The organism is Actinoplanes sp. SE50/110, assembly GCF_900119315.1.
In the GTDB taxonomy this organism is placed as follows: Bacteria; Actinomycetota; Actinomycetes; order Mycobacteriales; family Micromonosporaceae; genus Actinoplanes.
On record NZ_LT827010.1, the window covers coordinates 6,507,097 to 6,524,455 of the forward strand.

Here is a 17,359-nt window from a genome sequence, read left to right on the forward strand (position 1 = left end):
TTGCCCAACCTTCGTCCGAGCAGCCGGCGACTCTGCAAAATTTGTTCAGACGCTGCTGGTCCCGCAGTTGGTGGAGGTCTGCATCGCTGACGCACCAGTAACTCGCAAGAGCATGCCACTCGTCAAGGACGGTAACTTTTGCCGGTCCAGTAGTAGCGAGTATGCGTTACCGCGCCGTCGGCGCAAGGTGGACTACAGTCGTTGATGCTTTGGTCAATGGCGTACGAGCCGTCCCCGGCATCGATGAGATTGCTTGAGAAGAAGTACGGATCTTCCGGCGAGGGGCCGAGTTCGGCGAAGCCGCGGCGGACTGGATGAAGCACCACCACCCCTTTGTCCCCGCCCATACTGAAAATGAGGAAAACATTACCGGTACGGTCCCGGCCCGCGATCGTGAGTTCAGTCCACGTGTCCAACTCTTGCTGCCAACGTACCTTCCCGGTCCGGTCGGTGACGACGACGCCAGCGATCGGCTCATCTCCGCTTTCGTCCAACGTGCTAAGCAATGTGACAGGCCCCCAGGACTTGTGATTGACGGCGACGTGTCCGGTCACCCGACACCCGGGTAAGCATGCGCCGTGCCGCTGCAGGTCCTGCCAGGTCGGCGTGGCTAGCGTCGGTTGAGTCTGTTCAGCGGCTGCAACGATGTCGGCCTGGCGGACGGCGCCGCCGGCGATGAGCAAGCACACTGCCGCGCCGGCCGACCAACGCCAGGCCGCAGGCCACTCCTCCGGCGGCCAGGCGCGACGGCGGGAACCGGTCACATTCGTCGCAGGTACGTGCAGTTGATGGAGCAGGCGTACGTGCCGGAACCGATGGGTGCTTCCAGTCTGTCGCAGCACGCCGGCGTCTCGGGCCTGCTCGAGCAGGCGCAGGAACCGCCATGGCAGCCGGCCGGTCCCAGCCAGCCACAGATGTGCCGTGCGGTATTGCAACCATGCCGACGTACGTACGACTGCGACCAGTACCGGCAGCATGATCAGCAGGACCGCGCAGACGAACACGAGTGCGGGCCGATGCGGGTGCTGACCGACCAGGACGGCCGCCAATGTGCCGGCAACAGCAGCCGGCACGGCCAGCAGCAGCCCTAACACTGTGGCGTCGGTGTGTAGTGCCTGTCGGGGGCCCGCCATCCGGCCATGGTCGATGGGGGCCAAGACCCAATGCAGCACACCGACCAGCAATCCTGTCAAAGCGCCGACGAACACGAACGGTGCCATGTCCGCCAACGCCGGCAACGCCGGCACCGGAAGGTCGCCTGTACTGATCCCCGCCGCCCACCACACCGGCCAGGAAAGTGCAGGGAACAGTAACGTCATAACGGTCACGGCAATCGCTCCCGCAATTGCGCCCAGACCGACACGTGGCACGATGACCGGAGCTGCGTCACCGAGCCGAGGGGCGACCCGGCGCGGAGTTCGGTAGCCGGGTCCGATGCTCACCAACGTTTCTCCAAGCAGCCGCAGAGCCAAGGCCACCACCGCGGCCTGGACCGCACCCCACCACAGAAACGGATCTACTGCGGTCAGCAGCGCCGCCACGGTCACCGCAACCAGCCAGCTCAGCATCACGCGGCGGCGCGACGCGCGATGCCGCCTGTGACGTGATCGCACACGAGGGCGTCGGCCGGCAATGATGCCGCTCACGGCCGCGGCGACAGCAAACCCGGCCAGCACGGCGAACTGATAGACCCGCCCGGGGCTCACCTGTCCCTCCACCGCGCCGGCCACGAACACCGCGCCTCCGCAGGTGAAAGCTAGCGCGGTGCCCAGCCACCTTTCCCGACGCCGATCCCAGTCGGTGTAGCGAAGATCGGCCCACGAGGGCGACAACAACCAGACCGTGGCGAAAACGACGAAGAGCAGCCCCGTGAGATCCACGACGAGCGTACGCGCGCCATACACCGCGGCGACCCCGCCAACGGCAGCAGCCAGAAGGCTTACGGCACCTGCCCCGGCAACGAGTGCCGGCACCGGAATGGCCCGCATCCAGTGCGGCTTCTCGACGTACCGGCCGCCTGCGGTAGGCCGCGGAGGAAGAGTGATAGCCCCCACGGTCACGGCCACGAAGACCCCGGCCAGGGTGGCGAACAAGGAGGTGCAGGCCACCTGCCACTTGCCGCCGAGCACCACCGCAAAACTCACCGCACCTAGCAGGCCGAGTGTCATGGAAATCGGCGCAGCCGCCGCTACGGCAGGTACAACGTGGGGGGTTTGCCACCAGCTGAGGTCACCCGTCCGGCCCGTACGGACTATCGCGGCCAGCGTTCGCAGATGCCGATGCACTGTGGCCACTCGCCGGGGCGAGATGACGCCCCCGCTGTCTGCTGCGATGCTGCGGGCAGCCTGATCAACGTATTGGCCGAGCAAGGTTCGCTCCAGCGCAGCACGGTCGGGCAGTCGGGCACGGTCAAGGAGCTCGGCGGGATTGGCCGCTGCAGTGTCGTACAGGGCACGGGCCATGGTCACGAACAGCGGAGTCCGCAATACCAGGGCAAGCGGGTCCCGCTCAGTCACCCGTGCCTGCACGTCGCGCCAGCGGGCCGCGGTTGTTGGCGGCCCGGCCTCCTGCAGGAAGGTGAAGGCGGTCGCCAAAGGCACCGGCTGCAATCGCAGCACAGCAGCCGCTGTCAACACGTCGCTGGCGGTAACCTCGGCGGTGTATTCGTCCGCGCGACTGGTGATTACCAGAAGCTGCGGGGCCGACAGGCTCTGGTTGATTTCGTGTAAGGCTTGCCGACGCGCCTGTGGCAGCAGTTCGTCGAACCCGTCCAGAATCACCAACAGCCGACCAGCCACCAGCAGCGTCCTCGCCACAGTTCGCGCCTGCGGCACCGCCGGATGATCGTCGGCGATTTGCTGCACTAGCCATTGCGGCAACGGCTGGCGGGTGACGTTCCATGCCGCCAGGGACAGCAACACGGGTACGGGCTGGCCGGATTGCCAGGCGTCGGCTCGCAGCACCGCCAGCCTGCGCGCGGCGACAGTCTTTCCGCAGCCAGCCGGGCCGATCAGCACCATTCGGCCGGAAGGTATGGCCGAAAAAAGGGTGTCGATTTGCGACAGGTTGCCGGTTAGCGGCAGCGGGGTGCCATCACCGTCTCCCGCACGGATCACCTGCCAATGATCGGTGATCGCCGCATCCGCTGGCCTTAGTTGCACCGGTATCGGCCAAGGATCATTCAGCCGTTGCCGACGCTCCTCCTCCTGCAATTGGCGGCGCACGTCGGCCACCAGCGCAGCTTCAAGCTCCGCTCCATCCGACGGCGTGACATCGGGCTTGAGCAGTTTCATACCCGCCACAGTGGAGCCGAAGGCAACCAACGCACTGATCACGCCCCAGAGCGTGCTGGCGGTGTTCAAGGTGGCTCGTACGCTGACCACCGTCGTCAAGACGACGGTGAACACGACCACGCTGGAAATCACCCAGATACGCCGTCGACGCGTCATGGTGTCATCATGCCTTTGGCCGCTACCGTCCGCATCCGCCGGACAACGCAGCTTGTCCGGCCGACCACCGGCCTTCGACCCGGCGATCTACCAGCAGCGCCACGCCGTGGAGTGCGGCATCAACCGCTTCAAACGCCACCGCGCAGTCGCCACCAGCTTCGACAAACTCGCCGTGTGCTACGAAGCAACCGTGACCACCGCCGCGATCAACGAATGGCTATGCCTTCGATACACGCCCTAGCGCGATATCTGCGCCATTCAAGATTATTAACGCAGTTCGTGCCAGAGCCGACGTTCGACACCATTTCGCCAGCGCCGCTCGTCGCAATACTCGTGAGAACCGGCACCTCTCGCGGACCTTGACCGCCGTCGGCACCGACGGCGGTCAAGGAGTCCGCTGACGCTGCGTACAAGCGATCACGAAGCGACCCTTTCCGCGTGATTTGTCTGCAATCCAGCTCTTACAGGTCAATGACGCGCTGGGAGACAGCGGCCCGGATGGCGTCGGGTTCAACCACAACGAGACCGCGCAACGGGATCGTCCACTCTCCCAGCGCCAGTGCGGCCGCCATGACCTGCTTCGCGCGGATGGGCCGTCGCCCGCGGGCCAGGCCTACCGCAAGATCGGTCATGGCTCCGGCCTTCGCCCACGGGCTGGTTATCTCCTCGACGATCCGCAGCGCATCGTCGGGGCGTCCGCCGTCCCGCGCCATGACAGCGACTATGCGGGCGAGAGCTTGGTCGCGGACGTCGTCACCGCCCGGTCCCGAGGTGAACACGTTCCAGCGTTGCGTGAACGCACGCTCCGGCGCCAACGAGCGGGCAAAATGCAGCGCGGCATCTAGGTGGCCGTGCTCGGCGAGCGCCTCGGCCAAGTAGACCTCCATCGCCGGGGTGTGCTCGGCGTCGTCTTGGAGCAGCCGAGCGGCCTCCTCCGGCCGGTCCAACCGCAGCAATGCGTCGATGCCTAGAACGACCGGTTCGGGAAGCATCCACGAACCGTCGCAGCCGACGGCGGCCTCCGTGGCAGCGGCGATCATCCGCGTGACGCTCGGGGCGTCGCCGACCGCGCTCCAAGCGGTGATCAGCCGGCTGAAGGCGCAGCACCGTTCCCATGGATCCACCAGTGCCTCGGCGATCTGCTCTGCTCGGCGGATATAGCGGACAGCGGCATCGGGGGTCAGCGTGCCGCCGGCAATCGTCTGCACCGCCAGCTCCGCGTGAAAGACGGCCCGCTGCCAGGCGAGTCGCAGCTGCTGCTCGACGGCCGGGATCCGATCGGCATGCCCGGCCGCTAGGAAGACGGTGGCGATGCATGCCGCCGTCTCGGAGTGCTCGACGCTTTCTCCCGTGGGCAGGATTCTCAGTGCGTGTATGGCAAGTAGATCGGCATGGTCGGCGTCCCGAACCTCGAGGTAGCCCTGAGCTACGACGGCGAGGGCGTGGGCACGCTCGCCAGGCTCCGCGGCCCGGCCAGCCAGCCGGGAGGCCAGCCGTAGGCGCTGGCTCGCCACGAGCGCTGCGGTGACCTCCTGCAGGATGTCACCCTGCAGCTCCTCGGCGAGCCGGGCTGCGAGCTCTCCCGTCCCATCCTCATCACTCGCCTCTGTGTCGGCGCGCGGCTTTCCGGTGGCAAGCCGGGCGAGCTGGCTGAGCGCTTCCCTGCGAGTCTCTTTGTCACCGATGCGCCGGATCCGCTTCTCGGCCCCCTCGAGATCACCCAACTCCGCCTCGGCGCACGCAACTAACGCCAGGTCCTCGTCCGCCCGCTCCGGATCGGTGGTCTGGCGTGACGCGGTGTCGGCGGCCGTGGCCACCCGCAACGCCGCCCTAACGTCACCCACTGTGGCCAGAATCCGCGCGGCCCTTGCAAGTATCACGCCAGCCTCGTCAAGGTCGAGCGGATCGACCTCTGTGGCATCGAAGTCAGGCTCGTCGACGTCGAAATCGGTGCCGGTCAGCCGGCGCTCAACTGCGAACAACGCGGCTCGCCGGGCCACCTGTGGCCGGTTCTGTTCGATGGCGGCCTCGGCGAGTTGAAGGGCGACGTAGGCCTCCTGGACCGGATCATCAAGGAGGTCGACGGCCTGCATGGCGGCACTCTCCCAACCGCCCTCGGCGATCGCGGAGGCGACCGAAACGAGGGCGTCGTCGGGCACGCGTCGCAGGCTCCGCGTCATCAAAGCGTCGTCGGCCATACGGGCAGCCAGGATCGCCAGGTGGGCGTACCCTTTCGGGCCGGTTTCGCTGGCGAGCCGTTCCGCCTCCTCGAGCACGCCCGGGCCACGAGGGTCACCGCGCGACATGAGCCGGGCTCCAACGGCCGCGACCCTGCCCACCTGCTCGGCGGCTGTCGGCAGGGTGCGCGCCAGCGCCAGCGCCCGGTCCGGGCGGTCGGCATCGACGAGCAGGTCGCAGAGGTCGTTGACGGGACTCAGCCGGTGCGCGGCGCGGGCCAGCCGTGCGGCCAGCGCTTCGGCGTCGGCGAATGACCCCGCCTCAACGCAGATCGCCAGCACGGGTCGACCGGCGTCGGCCGGGTCGGCCGTGCGCAACAGGGCTGTTTCGGCCTCCTGGTAGCTCCCAGCCCGGGCTAAACAGCGAGCAAGGGTTGCCAGGATGGTTTCGCTCAGGTGTGGATTCTCCGCGGCTAGTTCCAGCACGCGCCGGTGAAGGGTCGGGCTGATCGGGTGGCCGGCGGCGTCAGCGATCGTCAAATCGGCGAGCCCGCGTACCTGGGCGTCTCGTATCTCGGCGGCCACTTCCTGGGCTTCCGAAATCCGGCCGTCCTCGCACAGCCCCTCGATGACCTGGTAAAACGCAGCTTCACGGACGCCGGGGTGCCGGAACTGCCGGGCGTAGGTCGCGCCGCGTAGCCGGGCATACCGGATCACTACCTCAATGCCGTTCGCGCACTTCTCGGCGGCGAAGCCGATGACGCCGTCAGCTTCGTCCGTTTGCCCGGCGGCGAGCAGGGCGGTGGCCACCGAGTGCAACGCCACCTCGCGCTCCGGGTCCGGCAGGTCCGAGGCCACGTAGGCTGCTATATCCGGCCGGCCGGCATGCAGCAACGCGTCGATCATTGACTGCTGGAGTTCCGTCCGTTGCGGACTCCGTTCCAGGGCGTCGATCAGGTTCAGCCCCCGTCCGGGCTGGCCCAGCAGCGCCCAGACCGCGGGCAACTCCGGCGGCATATGCAGGTTGGGTGACGTCAATTCCCAGCGGATCCTGGCCAGCTGCGCGGCGCTGCGCAAATCGGGATCTCGCTGAAGTTGCCACAAGGCCTGGGCGGAAACGACCTCCGTCAACGCCGGGCCGTCGCCACCCAGTTCGTCTCGCATACGGGCGTGCCGGCTGGTGTCCCGTGCAAGCTCGGTAAGCGGACCCACCTCACCAGCGTCAGCGAGACGCTTGCCGTACCGGGCGAGCAGAAAAAACGGTGTCTCGGCCGGCCATCGCAGGGACCGGTACGCGCGGGCCCAGTCGTCAATCCGTGCGCGATACTGTCTCATCTTGGATGCGCCGAGCACCTCGCTGGCCCCCAGGCGCAGGGAGTCGTGGCTGAACGCGAAACCGGTACCGCCGTCCGGGAACGCAGTGAGCACGAGTGTGCGGCCGGCGCCGTTGACCAGCGTCTCACGCACCTTCTCTGCTTCCGCCCCGCTGAGCTCGGCGACTTCCGCAATGCTGAGGCCTCCCTCCGAGGCGACAGCGAAACCGAGCACATCCGTCGCCAATGACCCCATACCGAGCAGGGTGTCGAGCTCCAGCCGCGCCGCGCGCTGCAGGCGAGCGGCCCGAGCCGAGCCGGACAAACGGCGGACTCGGCAGCTGAGCGCGGGATGGTCTACTACATCGGTCGGCTGATCGAGCTGGTGACGGCTGGCCAGAATGACACGCAGGACCGGAGACGGGTCGGCCGGGAGCAGGCTGAGGATGCTCGGCAGCCGCGTGGCCCGGCTCCGGCTCTGATCCTCGTCGATGCCGTCGACCACCAGGGCCAAGCGCCGGCCCGTCGCGGCCGCGTGCTTCACCGCGCGGTCAAGCAGATCCGTCCGGTCGAGGTGCAGAAGGCTGGGGTTCACCGTCCCGGGGTCGGTCGTTGCCAGATAGGCCTGCAGTTGTGCGCGGAGTACCTGTTCGAACGCGAAACTGTCGTTCCAAGACGCTTGGCCGCCCCGAATGAAGAAGTGCAGCACGTCGACCCGCTCGGGCGGGTGCAACACGAAGAAGCCGAGCAGTGCGGTCTTGCCGGCCCACGGCTCGCCTTCCCACCGCATGTAAGGCTCGTCTCCAAAGCAAAACTCCGCCAACTCAGCCAATTCCTCATCGCGGTCCTCGAGCGTGGCCGGCGTCAGCTCGCGTACGTGCCCGAGCATCGCCTCTGGGCGTACGGCCTCGCCGTCGGCACCGTAGGAGATGAAGTAATAAAAGTTTTGAGTATTGTCGTCGCCCTGCTGGAAGTGGCTGCTTGAGGAAATGTTGCCGTTCATTCGGTGGACGGTCTCATGAAGACGTTCTGCTGATTGTTTGAGCCGATCTGGAACCCGCTGCTGTGGTGCACCGAGACCGTGTAATGATCGCCGTCAGCCCGGGCTTCCTGCACGATGTGCTCGAGTTCGGCCGCCAGGTGAGCATCGATAGACACCGCCTTCAGCACTTGGGCCTGCAGGAGCACGCGAGACGCATCGTCAGCTGGGTCGCGAGCTAGCTCCTCCACTGCCTCGGTGACCTGGCGGCCGCGCCTCGAGGCAACGAGCCGAGCCAGGAGCTGGCGGCCCCAGGCGACGGTCGCGGTGCTGCCACTGTCGACGGCGGCATCCGTGGCCCGCTGTGCCATCGCACCGCCGTACGCAGCGACCGCGGCCGACACGTAGGGCATCACCGCAGCCGACAACTCGTCAAGATCCATACCGTCACCAATCCATCACGCGGCGCCACTGACCCGACTGTATACAGTGCGTCGAGCCGGGATCACTCGTACGACCGGGCGCAGGTATCGGGCGCCCGGCCGCTTCCGGTCCTGGTATTCGCCATGGGCGGTCATCGGTCATGTCCCGGCGGAAGCAGATGCCTACCGGGTCGGCGCGGTTGGCGGTGCGGCGGGCGTCGAGAACTGGCATAAGTTCTTGGCGGGTCGACGGAGAGCCCGTCAACCGTCGCGTCGACCCTATCGAGACTCGCGCTCCGGAGTGCGAGCCGCCGTCGTACCGGCCTGAGGCTTACAGCATGACCCCACCGGCCTGGCCGAACTTCGTCGCGTCCAGGTGCACTGCACTGCCGTTGGCCGCAGCCTTTGCAACGGCGGCGATCACGATCGCGGTAAGCGCTGGGGCGTCTGTGGGTACCTGGTGGCCGACGCTGTCAGCGAGGATCAGTGGGCAACCGAGTTGCCGGGCAAGGATCCGCTGGTAGGTGTCCCACAGGTCGGCATGGACCGGGCTGACGAGGTCAGGCCACAGCCGGGCGTCACCTTGCAGCACTACGGCGGGGACGTCTGGCAGGGTGGCGTTCAAGATCTCTACTTCGCCGGTGAGGAAGTCAATTTCGGTGGCGTCCGGGCCGTCCCCGTCGACGAGCCGGCTGTCTGCGGGGTTGATGCGCTGCCGGGGGATAGATGCGTCAACGAAGACCAGGCCGACAACCCGGTGCGGGTATCGGGCGGCGTACATGCGGGCGATGTTCCCGCCGAACGAATGCCCGACGATCACCGCTGGCTCCGACAGCCCTGCGCTGTCGAGTAGGGCTGCCAGCTCGTCGGCGAACCGGCTGTGCGGTAAGGGCGGATTCGGTGCTGACCGCGGGTCTGCACTGCCGATTCCGGGCCGGGTGTAGGTGAAGGCACGCAGCTGGCCCAGGTGGTCAAGCACTGGCTTCCAGGCCTCGGCGCCGCAGCCGAGCTGAGAGATGAACACGACAAGCGGGTCGGGTCCTTGAGCGCTGTAGGCCGTCACTCGTTCGAGACTAGTACTCCAGCAGGAGATCCGTTTCAGGGTTCCGTGAGTGCTTGGCGGGCGTAGTGGCTGGTCCTGGCGGCGGATTGATGACGGCGGCGATAGATTGACCAGGCAATGACGTCGACGACGCGTCTGCCGGGTTCGATGACCAGAGCGTGGAACAGCCGGCGGAGTTCGTTGACGGTGATCACGATCAGGCCGTCCGGGCTCGTGGTGCTGGCCGTGGTCGCGGCGGCGAGGAATGCGTGGGCGGCGATGACCAGGGTGGTCCAGCGGTGCCAGGCTTTCCAGCGGCGGTGCTGGTGCTGATCCAGTCCGAGTCCGCTTTTGGTTGCTTGGAACGACTCCTCAATGCTCCAGCGTCTTCCGGCGACGGCGACCAGGTGGTGCAGCGCGACGAGTTGCGGTGACCAGCAGCGGTAGAACGCCAGTTCACCGGTGGTCCGGTTGCGGCGAATCAGTAGCCAGTGATGGCCTTGGTGCGGGTCAGCTGCGTGCGGCAGGGTGATGAAAGCCCAGTCGTAGTAGCGGTGGCCTTTCGCGCCGTTGCCGGCCGATATCCGCTGCCATGCGTGTTTCGGTAGTCCGGCGGCGATCTGGTCGGCCCGCTGGACGCCGAGGCCGGTCGGTGCTCGGTGTGAGCAGGCGACCGCGAGGACGTAGCCGAGCTGATGCCGGCGTAGTGCGGTGGCCAGCTGCGGGTCACCGCCGTAAGCTTCGTCGCCGGCGACCCACCGGCATGGCAGCCCGCCAGCTACTGCGGTCTCGATCAAGCGGCGTGCCAGCTCCGGTTTCGTAGCGAACGTGACGGCGCCAGGAACCCCTGCCTCTGCCCGTCGCTGAGGGTCGTCGATCCAGGATTTCGGCAGGTAGAGAGCAACGTCGACCAGGCTGTGCCCGAGTGGGGAAGCGTATGACAGGTGCACCGCGAGCTGGCAGTTCTCGATCTTCCCGGCGGTTCCGGAGTATTGCCGTTGCACGCCGACAGTGTGGGTGCCTTTCTTAAGATCGCCGGTCTCGTCGACCAGCAGCACCCCGTCCGGGTGCCCGAGACGGGCCGCCACGAAGTCGCGCACATCGGCCCGCACCAGGGCGTCGTCCCAACTGGCACGGCTGATCAGATCCTGCATCCCGCCCGGACCGTCGTCGCCGGCGTGCTCGGCAATCGTCCAGCAGTTCTTCGTCGGCAACGGTGCGAGCAGCCCGGCAACGAAGTCACGGACCCGGCGCCGGGGTTCGGGTCGGGCGAAACGTGCCTCGATCGTGTTCATCAGCTCGCTGAACAGCTCAGACCATCGTTGAGCGTCTACTCTGTAGGCGGCAGCCACCGCCGCATCTTGGGTCCACACAACCTTCAAGACTTGGCGGTGGCTGCTTGCTGTCCACGGACAAAACCACACCATCACAGCAGCTCAGAACGGATCTCCTGCTGGAGTACTAGGGTCAGGTTATGGATTCCGACAGCATCGGCGACGTGATTGAGGTCAGCACCGCTACCGGGACTGAGCAGGAGGCGCTTGAGCTTGCGAAGCAAGCTGTGAAGGCGCGGCTTGCTGCCGGGGCGCAAATTAGCGGCCCAGCGAAGTCGGTGTTCTGGCACCTGGGAGAGTTCGGCGTCGGCGAGGAGTGGCGACTGGTGCTGCGAACACATGCCAGCCGGTTTGAGCCGCTTAAGGCCATGCTGGTGGAGCGCCATCCGTGGAAAAACCCGGAGGTACTTGCGCTGCGGGTAGCCGCCGGGTCCAGCGAATACTTGGTCTGGATAACGTCCACCGTCGGCGGGGCTGCCGACTAGCTGCGCGCTTTCCCGAGACAGGCGGCAACCTCTGGCACCTGCCTATGCTTCTGCAGTCGCAGCAAAACACCCATAAGCAATCGTGGCGTCACGATGGACCTGGCGTCAAGTAGCCCATAATGCAAAGTGGCCGGCACCTCAAGCGCGGGCCACTTTGCTCTTCCTATCAAACTTCTAGACTCGCAGCTTCGCGATTCGCTGCAGCGATTGCTTGCGCTCGCCACCAGATCGCCTTTTCTACTTCTGGTTCATCCTCGACAGCTTCCACCCTTACCCTGCGGCCCTTGTCATCGTGGCGCATTAGGAGGAGCCTTCGATCATCGAAAAGCCACCAGTCCTCGGCGCCGATGCCAGGGATGATTCCCGCCTTTTGTGCTCCATGCCTGGTCAAGTACTGGATGGTTTCGCCCGCGCCGCGGTTGAACTTGTCCATCCAGCGCATCCACCGCTGGTAGTCGGTAGGCGGGGTTTCTACGATTCGCACGCGCCCGATCGTTCTGCCGTGGTTGACGTGCGCGGCAACTTGCTTCATCCACGAGCCAAGCTCTTCATTTTCAAGCGGCGACTCCGGATGGCCAGCAAGGAACTGATCGAACTGTGCCTGCTCGTAGCCCAAGTGATAAGCAGGCTGCTGCTCCCAGCGCCAAGCTGACCGCTTAAAAGTTTCGAACGCTCGCCAAAACTCGGTTCCAGGTCCGCCGTCGGTGAGGACTTTCCGCATTGCTCCTCCTACGACTTGTTCATGTCGGATGCGTGGTACTTCATGGCGGCGCGGAGCAGCTTTCGCGCCTCGTCGCCTTCGACCGCGTCCTGCCAGACGTCACGCATTGCGTTGGCATGGGCGGTCCATCCATCTGCATCGAGCTCGTCATCGTCGTAGTAGGTTTCAACGACACCAATCTTGCCGTAGAGCTCGAAACTGTTGCGGACGACATCATGGAAGGTGCCGTAAACGGGCAGGATGCCGAGCCGGACGTTTGGCAGGTCCATGTATTCCAGGATGCGGTCAACCTGGGAATACATAACTTCGGGTGGCGCCACTCGCCGGGTGAGCACTGTTTCGTCGATGATGAACTCGAACCGGTACTTCTCGTCGAGAAGGAACTTGCGACGCTGCATGCGCGCGGCGACAGCTTCTGCAACGTCGTCAGCGGTCTTATGCAGCTTCATCGAGCCGGTGAGCACTGCGGTCGCGTATTCGCGCGTTTGCATGACGCTCGGCACAAAGGACCGTTCGATCATGCGAACAACATCGGCCTGTTCAACGAGTTCGTTGTAGGTCTGCTGGTGGGCGGCCTGACCCTTCTTGAGCGCCTTTTGGAAGCTGGTGGTATGCCGTTCGGCATCTGCCAACATGACCAAGAGTTCATGCTCATCCTGTTCGCTACCGCCGGTAGCAGCAACCCAACTCCGGATGTCATCCGCCGTGGGCGTTTGCTGTCCCAGACGAAGCTTGGACACCTTCGACGGGATCCAGCCGGCGCGAGCGGCAAGATCGTTGTTGGAGGTCTTGGTGGTACCCGTGCTTTGTAGCTGACGGAGGCGTTCGACGACGCCTCCGGGCTGAAGCAGCCATTTCTTGAGTTCGCGGTCCTGCATGCGCGTGTCTCCCTCGCTTTCGTCAGGCGGTTTGCCAGGTCCCGCCGGACACGCGTCCGCTGGATCCGTTCATGTGGTAGTTCCACCTCTCAAAGAGGCTCGGGTCTGCATACGACTGCACCCAGGGATCCATGGAGGCGTCCCTGGGTAGCCGTGCTGATGCCGGGGTCCTAGCTGTTGAGCCGGTCCAGGACGTTGCCATGGACGAAGATGACATCCTCATCGTCGAGAAGCCCAGACCTGTTGGCTTCGGAGTGACTGAGGACTGCCGCCCGTTCGTCGCCGGTAACCACCCGGCCCTGAACGTAGTAACCGCCGTCTGTCTTGAGGATGGCGTGGCATCCGTTGCCGCCGGAAGCCACGTCCTTCCAGAGGAACTCGATGTTGAAATCTTGCATGGCGCCGCCTTCCGATCGCTGCGCGATTGCGAGAAATTCCTAGGCCAGCATCCCACCGAAGTATGAGATCACACAACAGCCCCGCATTCGAGGTCGAAGTCGGGGCTGCAGCGTGTCCTGGGGACCTGGCGTCCATCAGTGTAAGAGAAATTTCTAGCTTTTTCTTGACCGCAGTGTCCATCGAGCGCATGGTGTGGGTAGGCAAGAAGCCGTCGTCTCCCGGTCGGGGTTGGCGTGACTGAGACTCCCCTGCCCCGGCCGGAATGACCCCTCACCTGGAGGCATTCCGTGCACACCGCACCCGCCACCTACCCGTACAGCACCGCCCAGGACATGCTCCTGGGCGCGGGGCTCACCGAGAAGCAGACTGTTTCCGTCATCAGCAGGCTGAGCGAGGACGGCGTACGTGTTCTGGCCGCCAGCGCCAGCGAGCCGGCCCGGCAGGTTGTTCACGCTCTCGCTCACGAAACGATTGCGGGTCTCGCCGAAACCCTGCACATGCAGGCCGATCCGGACGTTGCTGTGGTCCGTGAGCTGCTGCGTCACGCGGTTGGAGCGTGGTGACAGTGCGGACCACCCATCCGCTCACTGCTGACCGCGCCGCCCTGGCCGCCGCTGGCCCGCAGGCTTTCGCTCTGACTCCCGACGACGAGCGCGAGATCGGCAACTTCCTGATCGAAGTCGACAGCCTTCCCGACGAAGACGCCGCGCTGAGGCTGCGCATCCCGATCGACATGGTCCCGCAATTCCGGCAGCTCATGGCGACGGGCCGCTGAGCTTCGCACCTACTTCGCATCCGCGCTTTGCACTTCACACCTGTACTTCCTAGCTTCACACCCGCACTTCCAGGAGGACCCGATGTCCACCACCACCTACGCCCCGCCCGCTGGCGCCGACAACCCGGACGACTTCGACCGCTGGGAGAAGGAGCTGGTCGGCGACACCCGGCACCACTTCCGGCCGTCGAAGGCGGCGCTGCGCCGCGAGGACCAGCACGCCATCGACGAAGCCCTCGGCTACCACCGGCACCGCACCAACGAGCGCAGGGACTGACCATGACCCTTCACCCGCAGGGAATCGACGACTGCCGGTGCGGTGACTCGGACTGCGTTGGCACGTTCGGCCGTGCAACTGCCGGCCAGGACCGGTCGGGCTGCTGCCAGTACTGCGGCCTCACGAGCTGCGACGTGTGCGGCTGGACCGCCCTGCCGCTGGCAGTTGCCGCGACAAGCGTCCGTGATCCCTTTACCGGCCCTGCCCACCACCAGCACGGCACCAACGAGCGACGGGAGAACTGACATGCCGTTCGACCTGTACCTGAAAAGCGCAAACGGCACGGTGGCCATCCGGAACGCGCCGGACAGTGATCGGGAGTTCGCCGAGTCCCTCGTTGACCTGCTCCGGCAGGGGATGCCCGCGGACGAAATCCTGACTATCGAGCACAACAGGGGCGCGATCTCCGTGCCTTGGGGTGAGCTTCGCGGCGTATGGATTGAGGACGTATGAACGTCTTCTCTTACCGGCTTGTCTACCGCGGCAAGGTCGAAGCCGAGGGTGTGAACAGCGACTTCCAGCATGACAACGCTGAGGACTTCGGCCGCGCTTACGCCGCTACCATCGACGCCAACCGCCCGCCTCGGCCGTATCCGCTGCACTTGCTCGTGTGGGAAGGCGAAGACACCAGCCGGGATCCGGACTTCAAGCATCGCTGTCGCCGGCACGTCGACCATGTTCTGACCGGGGTGGCGTCATGACCGCCACTATCCGCCGGCTGCTCGGTCGCGCTAACCGTCCCGCCAATCCGTTCGACCTCGGCGTACGCGTCGAGACTGGTGAAAACGAGTGGCACGGTCAGGTCCCGACCGGCGTTACGGTCATCCTGCTCGGCGACCCATCCCGGGCGGTAGCCCGATGACCGGCCATGATCTGGAACTGTCGGCGCCGTCCACGTGGCCGCAGGACGAACACGCGTTCTGTGGGTGTGGCCGGCTGATGCGGCGAGACGACGCCGGCCGGCTTGTGTGCGACGACTGCGAGACGGCGGCGGACGACGCTGCGGTGATCGTGGCTGAGGTGATGTCGTGAGTACCGTCTACGTGGCTGAGATTGAGGGCCAGGACCTGCGCCTAATCAAGGACGGGAATCCGAACGTCCCGTACGACCTTGAGGTGTACCCGATCTACGGGCACGACGACGCCGATCGGTGGCTTGCCAAGCATGGCTACACCGATCACGACAACTGGGGCTGGCGCAAGGCCAACAGTTCGAAGCCGGCGATCTGGCTGAAGAACGTGGTGGCGCCGTGACCGACCTGAACGCGCTGCTCACCCTGTACACGACCTGGTCCAAGGCTCTGGAAGCCGCCGAAAAGGACGGCCCTGAACAGTCGGCGATCCGGGCAGAGATCGCGGACTACGAGGCGGCGAAAGCAGCCCGGCAGATCGCCGACCTGCTCGCCGCCGAAATCCTCGAGCCGGCCTCGGTCTGACGGGCCGCCTCGCCCACCAGCACCAGCCTCCCCTCCCCCGGTGCTGGTGGGCGTGCCCGACCCGTACATGCCGAAGGAGCCCCATGCAGCACATTCACACCAACGCGGCGGAACTTATGTCTGCCCGCAACGGCACCACCACGTTCATGACCGTCGCGGACGGCACCTACAGCAACAAGGTGGCGTTCGACGTCAAGGGCGGCGAAATGGCGCCGACCGATGGCCTGCCCCGCGTGGTCCTGACACCCGACCAGTTCCAGAAGATCACCGCCAAGGACAGCCGCGACTACCAGGTCACCGCCGATGACGGCAGCGTTTACGCCGTGTCGGTGTGGGCCTGACCGGCCCCGAAAGGACACCATGATCCGCATCAGACTGGTTGACGGCCGCACCGTCGAAACCAACACCTACACCCTCGACCAGGCCTACAAGCTCATGGCCGATGGTCATCCGCTGCAGATCGGCGGCCCCGAAGACTGCGAGCTGCAGCCAGTCTTCGCCGACGACCCGCAGGGCGAGAACCCGCGCCAGGCCATCAACGCCGCGGCGATCGTCAGCATCGAGGAGGACGGCGCGTGACCGCCCGTATCCTTACGCTCAAGCCCAGCCAGATGCAGCGGCTTCGGCAGCAGCAGCACGTCTGGTGGGACGACAGCACCGGCCGCGAGGTACTCGTCCGCACCGACCCCGGCGGCAGGGTTGATACCTACCCGGGCGCGCTGGTCCTGACCCTAACCCCCGCCGACCTGGACCTGATCGAGACACCGGACGGCCTGGTATGCGCCGATGAGACCCGCACTACCGGCTGGACGGTTTGCATGGCCGAGGTGCAGGCGTGAGCATCGACTACACGGGCGAGGTGGTCGGCCGGGATCCGGTCGGCAAGACGATCGTCGAGGCGCTGGTTTCCTCGCACCCCGACTGGTCGGACCAGCAGGTCACGGACCGGATTAACCGGGAATACGACGAGCCGGTCATCACCGTGGCTGAGGTTGCCCGGTGGCGGCCGGGCATGGCCCGGTGACCGCCTACGATCCGGGCAGGTCCATAGGCGGCGAGCGTTGCAGCCGCATCGTGTCGAACGAGATGATCGATGCCCACCCCGACTGGTCCGATCAGCAGATCGCCGACCGACTCAACCGCCGGTTCGACAATCCGGTGATCACGGTCGACGAGGTGGCGCACTGGCGTTCCGAGCGGGCGACGGCATGAGCGCTTACGCCAACGACCCGCGGGTGAACGATGTGACCGGCCGCGGCACGCTGTTCCTCGTCGCCGACAAGCCGGACGGTGAGCCGGTCGCCCGGGTACGTCCGTTCATTGACGGCGCGACCTGGGTGGCGTGGCCGGTCGACGAGAACCTCATGACTGAGCTGCCGGAGTTCGGGACCGCCGATGAGGCCATCAGGTCTGTGATCGGGGACCCGCAGTGACCACGGTCATGTGTCAAAACCCGCTGTGCCAGTACACGAGCGAAGCCGTCCACGAGCTCCGGGTCGCCGGCACCAAGATGGTCCGGCTGGTGTGCGCGGACCGTAGCTGCACCTTCTGGGCGTCCGGTGAGCTGTGCAAGGACGTGCCGAACGCGGTGATCGAACGGGACGAACTGCATCCGGTCGACGCCGGCGGCGTCCACATCTACGACGACTTCTGACTGAAATGACGGCGGGCCC

General features: G+C 65.7%; 25 protein-coding genes. 17 read left to right on the plus strand and 8 right to left on the minus strand.

Annotated elements, in window-relative coordinates; all coding sequences use genetic code 11:
• Positions 1-122 precede the first annotated feature (122 nt).
• The gene (locus tag ACSP50_RS29385; RefSeq protein ID WP_231956745.1) at positions 123-3,293 is read right to left on the minus strand and encodes an NACHT domain-containing NTPase; all 3,171 of its coding nucleotides are present in this window, start codon (positions 3,291-3,293) and stop codon (positions 123-125) included.
• A gap of 10 nt (positions 3,294-3,303) precedes the next feature.
• Between ACSP50_RS29385 and ACSP50_RS44310 the strand changes: the two genes are divergently transcribed.
• Positions 3,304-3,690 carry a hypothetical protein gene (locus ACSP50_RS44310; RefSeq protein WP_231956746.1) on the plus strand — a complete coding sequence of 129 codons (387 nt, stop codon included), beginning with the start codon at positions 3,304-3,306 and terminating at the stop codon, positions 3,688-3,690.
• A 220-nt stretch (positions 3,691-3,910) separates the two neighbouring features.
• Here ACSP50_RS44310 and ACSP50_RS29395 read toward each other — a convergent pair whose 3' ends face one another.
• From ACSP50_RS29395 to ACSP50_RS29410, 4 genes are all read right to left on the minus strand, one after another.
• Complete coding sequence (locus tag ACSP50_RS29395; RefSeq protein ID WP_014692930.1) at positions 3,911-7,942, minus strand: hypothetical protein; 4,032 nt, start codon at positions 7,940-7,942, stop codon at positions 3,911-3,913.
• Positions 7,939-8,361 carry an RIP homotypic interaction motif-containing protein gene (locus ACSP50_RS29400; RefSeq protein WP_014692931.1) on the minus strand — a complete coding sequence of 141 codons (423 nt, stop codon included), beginning with the start codon at positions 8,359-8,361 and terminating at the stop codon, positions 7,939-7,941. The genes ACSP50_RS29395 and ACSP50_RS29400 overlap by 4 nt, the downstream gene beginning before the upstream one ends.
• A 310-nt stretch (positions 8,362-8,671) precedes the next feature.
• Entirely contained in the window at positions 8,672-9,403 is a 732-nt protein-coding gene (locus ACSP50_RS29405) for an alpha/beta fold hydrolase (RefSeq protein ID WP_052311754.1), read from the minus strand.
• Between the two features lie 35 nt (positions 9,404-9,438).
• On the minus strand, positions 9,439-10,677 hold the full coding sequence (locus ACSP50_RS29410) for an IS701 family transposase (RefSeq protein WP_155123751.1): 1,239 nt from the start codon (positions 10,675-10,677) through the stop codon (positions 9,439-9,441).
• A gap of 179 nt (positions 10,678-10,856) precedes the next feature.
• Between ACSP50_RS29410 and cutA the strand changes: the two genes are divergently transcribed.
• Positions 10,857-11,201 (plus strand): divalent-cation tolerance protein CutA, encoded by a 345-nt coding sequence (gene cutA, locus ACSP50_RS29415; RefSeq protein WP_014692934.1) that lies wholly within the window; start codon positions 10,857-10,859, stop codon positions 11,199-11,201.
• Positions 11,202-11,367: 166 nt separating this feature from the next.
• On the opposite strand, the gene ACSP50_RS42500 is transcribed toward cutA, so the two are convergent.
• The 3 genes from ACSP50_RS42500 to ACSP50_RS29425 all read right to left on the minus strand — a co-directional run bounded on the left by ACSP50_RS42500 (position 11,368) and on the right by ACSP50_RS29425 (position 13,198).
• Positions 11,368-11,922, minus strand: coding sequence for a DUF6879 family protein (locus ACSP50_RS42500; protein ID WP_155123665.1), 555 nt, complete (start codon positions 11,920-11,922; stop codon positions 11,368-11,370).
• Between the two features lie 8 nt (positions 11,923-11,930).
• Entirely contained in the window at positions 11,931-12,800 is an 870-nt protein-coding gene (locus ACSP50_RS29420) for a Scr1 family TA system antitoxin-like transcriptional regulator (protein ID WP_014692935.1), read from the minus strand.
• Positions 12,801-12,970: 170 nt separating this feature from the next.
• Positions 12,971-13,198, minus strand: coding sequence for a hypothetical protein (locus ACSP50_RS29425; protein ID WP_014692937.1), 228 nt, complete (start codon positions 13,196-13,198; stop codon positions 12,971-12,973).
• Between the two features lie 288 nt (positions 13,199-13,486).
• Here ACSP50_RS29425 and ACSP50_RS29430 point away from each other — a divergent pair, with 288 nt between their 5' ends.
• The 15 genes from ACSP50_RS29430 (at position 13,487) to ACSP50_RS29500 (ending at position 17,340) form a co-directional block, all read left to right on the plus strand.
• Positions 13,487-13,762, plus strand: a complete 276-nt coding sequence (locus ACSP50_RS29430) for a hypothetical protein (protein WP_014692938.1) — start codon at positions 13,487-13,489, stop codon at positions 13,760-13,762.
• A gap of 2 nt (positions 13,763-13,764) precedes the next feature.
• On the plus strand, positions 13,765-13,974 hold the full coding sequence (locus ACSP50_RS29435) for a hypothetical protein (protein WP_014692939.1): 210 nt from the start codon (positions 13,765-13,767) through the stop codon (positions 13,972-13,974).
• 82 nt (positions 13,975-14,056) lie between these two features.
• Positions 14,057-14,251: a hypothetical protein gene (locus ACSP50_RS29440; protein ID WP_014692940.1), complete on the plus strand. Its 195-nt coding sequence runs from the start codon at positions 14,057-14,059 to the stop codon at positions 14,249-14,251.
• A 246-nt stretch (positions 14,252-14,497) separates the two neighbouring features.
• On the plus strand, positions 14,498-14,704 hold the full coding sequence (locus ACSP50_RS29450; protein ID WP_014692941.1) for a hypothetical protein: 207 nt from the start codon (positions 14,498-14,500) through the stop codon (positions 14,702-14,704).
• Positions 14,701-14,952 carry a hypothetical protein gene (locus ACSP50_RS29455; protein ID WP_014692942.1) on the plus strand — a complete coding sequence of 84 codons (252 nt, stop codon included), beginning with the start codon at positions 14,701-14,703 and terminating at the stop codon, positions 14,950-14,952. Before ACSP50_RS29450 ends, ACSP50_RS29455 begins: the two co-directional genes overlap by 4 nt.
• Complete coding sequence (locus ACSP50_RS42505; RefSeq protein ID WP_014692943.1) at positions 14,949-15,113, plus strand: hypothetical protein; 165 nt, start codon at positions 14,949-14,951, stop codon at positions 15,111-15,113. Before ACSP50_RS29455 ends, ACSP50_RS42505 begins: the two co-directional genes overlap by 4 nt.
• A gap of 166 nt (positions 15,114-15,279) precedes the next feature.
• Positions 15,280-15,504: a hypothetical protein gene (locus ACSP50_RS29460; RefSeq protein ID WP_014692945.1), complete on the plus strand. Its 225-nt coding sequence runs from the start codon at positions 15,280-15,282 to the stop codon at positions 15,502-15,504.
• A complete protein-coding gene (locus tag ACSP50_RS29465; RefSeq protein ID WP_014692946.1) occupies positions 15,501-15,686 on the plus strand; it encodes a hypothetical protein in 186 nt (61 codons plus the stop codon). The genes ACSP50_RS29460 and ACSP50_RS29465 overlap by 4 nt, the downstream gene beginning before the upstream one ends.
• Before the next feature lie 83 nt (positions 15,687-15,769).
• Positions 15,770-16,027, plus strand: a complete 258-nt coding sequence (locus ACSP50_RS29470; RefSeq protein WP_014692947.1) for a hypothetical protein — start codon at positions 15,770-15,772, stop codon at positions 16,025-16,027.
• Between the two features lie 19 nt (positions 16,028-16,046).
• Positions 16,047-16,265, plus strand: a complete 219-nt coding sequence (locus ACSP50_RS29475; RefSeq protein ID WP_014692948.1) for a hypothetical protein — start codon at positions 16,047-16,049, stop codon at positions 16,263-16,265.
• Positions 16,262-16,525 carry a hypothetical protein gene (locus ACSP50_RS29480; protein WP_014692949.1) on the plus strand — a complete coding sequence of 88 codons (264 nt, stop codon included), beginning with the start codon at positions 16,262-16,264 and terminating at the stop codon, positions 16,523-16,525. The genes ACSP50_RS29475 and ACSP50_RS29480 overlap by 4 nt, the downstream gene beginning before the upstream one ends.
• Entirely contained in the window at positions 16,522-16,710 is a 189-nt protein-coding gene (locus ACSP50_RS29485) for a hypothetical protein (protein WP_014692950.1), read from the plus strand. Before ACSP50_RS29480 ends, ACSP50_RS29485 begins: the two co-directional genes overlap by 4 nt.
• Positions 16,707-16,898 carry a hypothetical protein gene (locus ACSP50_RS29490; protein ID WP_155123666.1) on the plus strand — a complete coding sequence of 64 codons (192 nt, stop codon included), beginning with the start codon at positions 16,707-16,709 and terminating at the stop codon, positions 16,896-16,898. The genes ACSP50_RS29485 and ACSP50_RS29490 overlap by 4 nt, the downstream gene beginning before the upstream one ends.
• Complete coding sequence (locus ACSP50_RS29495; protein WP_014692952.1) at positions 16,895-17,119, plus strand: hypothetical protein; 225 nt, start codon at positions 16,895-16,897, stop codon at positions 17,117-17,119. The genes ACSP50_RS29490 and ACSP50_RS29495 overlap by 4 nt, the downstream gene beginning before the upstream one ends.
• Positions 17,116-17,340 (plus strand): hypothetical protein, encoded by a 225-nt coding sequence (locus ACSP50_RS29500; RefSeq protein ID WP_043512408.1) that lies wholly within the window; start codon positions 17,116-17,118, stop codon positions 17,338-17,340. The genes ACSP50_RS29495 and ACSP50_RS29500 overlap by 4 nt, the downstream gene beginning before the upstream one ends.
• The last annotated feature ends 19 nt before the right edge of the window (positions 17,341-17,359 follow it).

Coding starts and splice junctions, on each gene's coding strand:
- ACSP50_RS29475 (WP_014692948.1), top strand. CDS start 16,047: ATGATCCGCATCAGACTGGTTGACGGCCGCACCGTCGAAACCAACACC.
- ACSP50_RS29440 (WP_014692940.1), top strand. CDS start 14,057: ATGTCCACCACCACCTACGCCCCGCCCGCTGGCGCCGACAACCCGGAC.
- ACSP50_RS29450 (WP_014692941.1), top strand. CDS start 14,498: ATGCCGTTCGACCTGTACCTGAAAAGCGCAAACGGCACGGTGGCCATC.
- ACSP50_RS42505 (WP_014692943.1), top strand. CDS start 14,949: ATGACCGCCACTATCCGCCGGCTGCTCGGTCGCGCTAACCGTCCCGCC.
- ACSP50_RS29495 (WP_014692952.1), top strand. CDS start 16,895: ATGAGCGCTTACGCCAACGACCCGCGGGTGAACGATGTGACCGGCCGC.
- ACSP50_RS42500 (WP_155123665.1), bottom strand. CDS start 11,922: ATGCGGAAAGTCCTCACCGACGGCGGACCTGGAACCGAGTTTTGGCGA.
- ACSP50_RS29400 (WP_014692931.1), bottom strand. CDS start 8,361: ATGGATCTTGACGAGTTGTCGGCTGCGGTGATGCCCTACGTGTCGGCC.
- ACSP50_RS29410 (WP_155123751.1), bottom strand. CDS start 10,677: ATGAACACGATCGAGGCACGTTTCGCCCGACCCGAACCCCGGCGCCGG.
- ACSP50_RS29470 (WP_014692947.1), top strand. CDS start 15,770: ATGCAGCACATTCACACCAACGCGGCGGAACTTATGTCTGCCCGCAAC.
- cutA (WP_014692934.1), top strand. CDS start 10,857: ATGGATTCCGACAGCATCGGCGACGTGATTGAGGTCAGCACCGCTACC.
- ACSP50_RS29395 (WP_014692930.1), bottom strand. CDS start 7,942: ATGAACGGCAACATTTCCTCAAGCAGCCACTTCCAGCAGGGCGACGAC.
- ACSP50_RS29420 (WP_014692935.1), bottom strand. CDS start 12,800: ATGCAGGACCGCGAACTCAAGAAATGGCTGCTTCAGCCCGGAGGCGTC.
- ACSP50_RS29455 (WP_014692942.1), top strand. CDS start 14,701: ATGAACGTCTTCTCTTACCGGCTTGTCTACCGCGGCAAGGTCGAAGCC.
- ACSP50_RS29425 (WP_014692937.1), bottom strand. CDS start 13,198: ATGCAAGATTTCAACATCGAGTTCCTCTGGAAGGACGTGGCTTCCGGC.
- ACSP50_RS29385 (WP_231956745.1), bottom strand. CDS start 3,293: ATGAAACTGCTCAAGCCCGATGTCACGCCGTCGGATGGAGCGGAGCTT.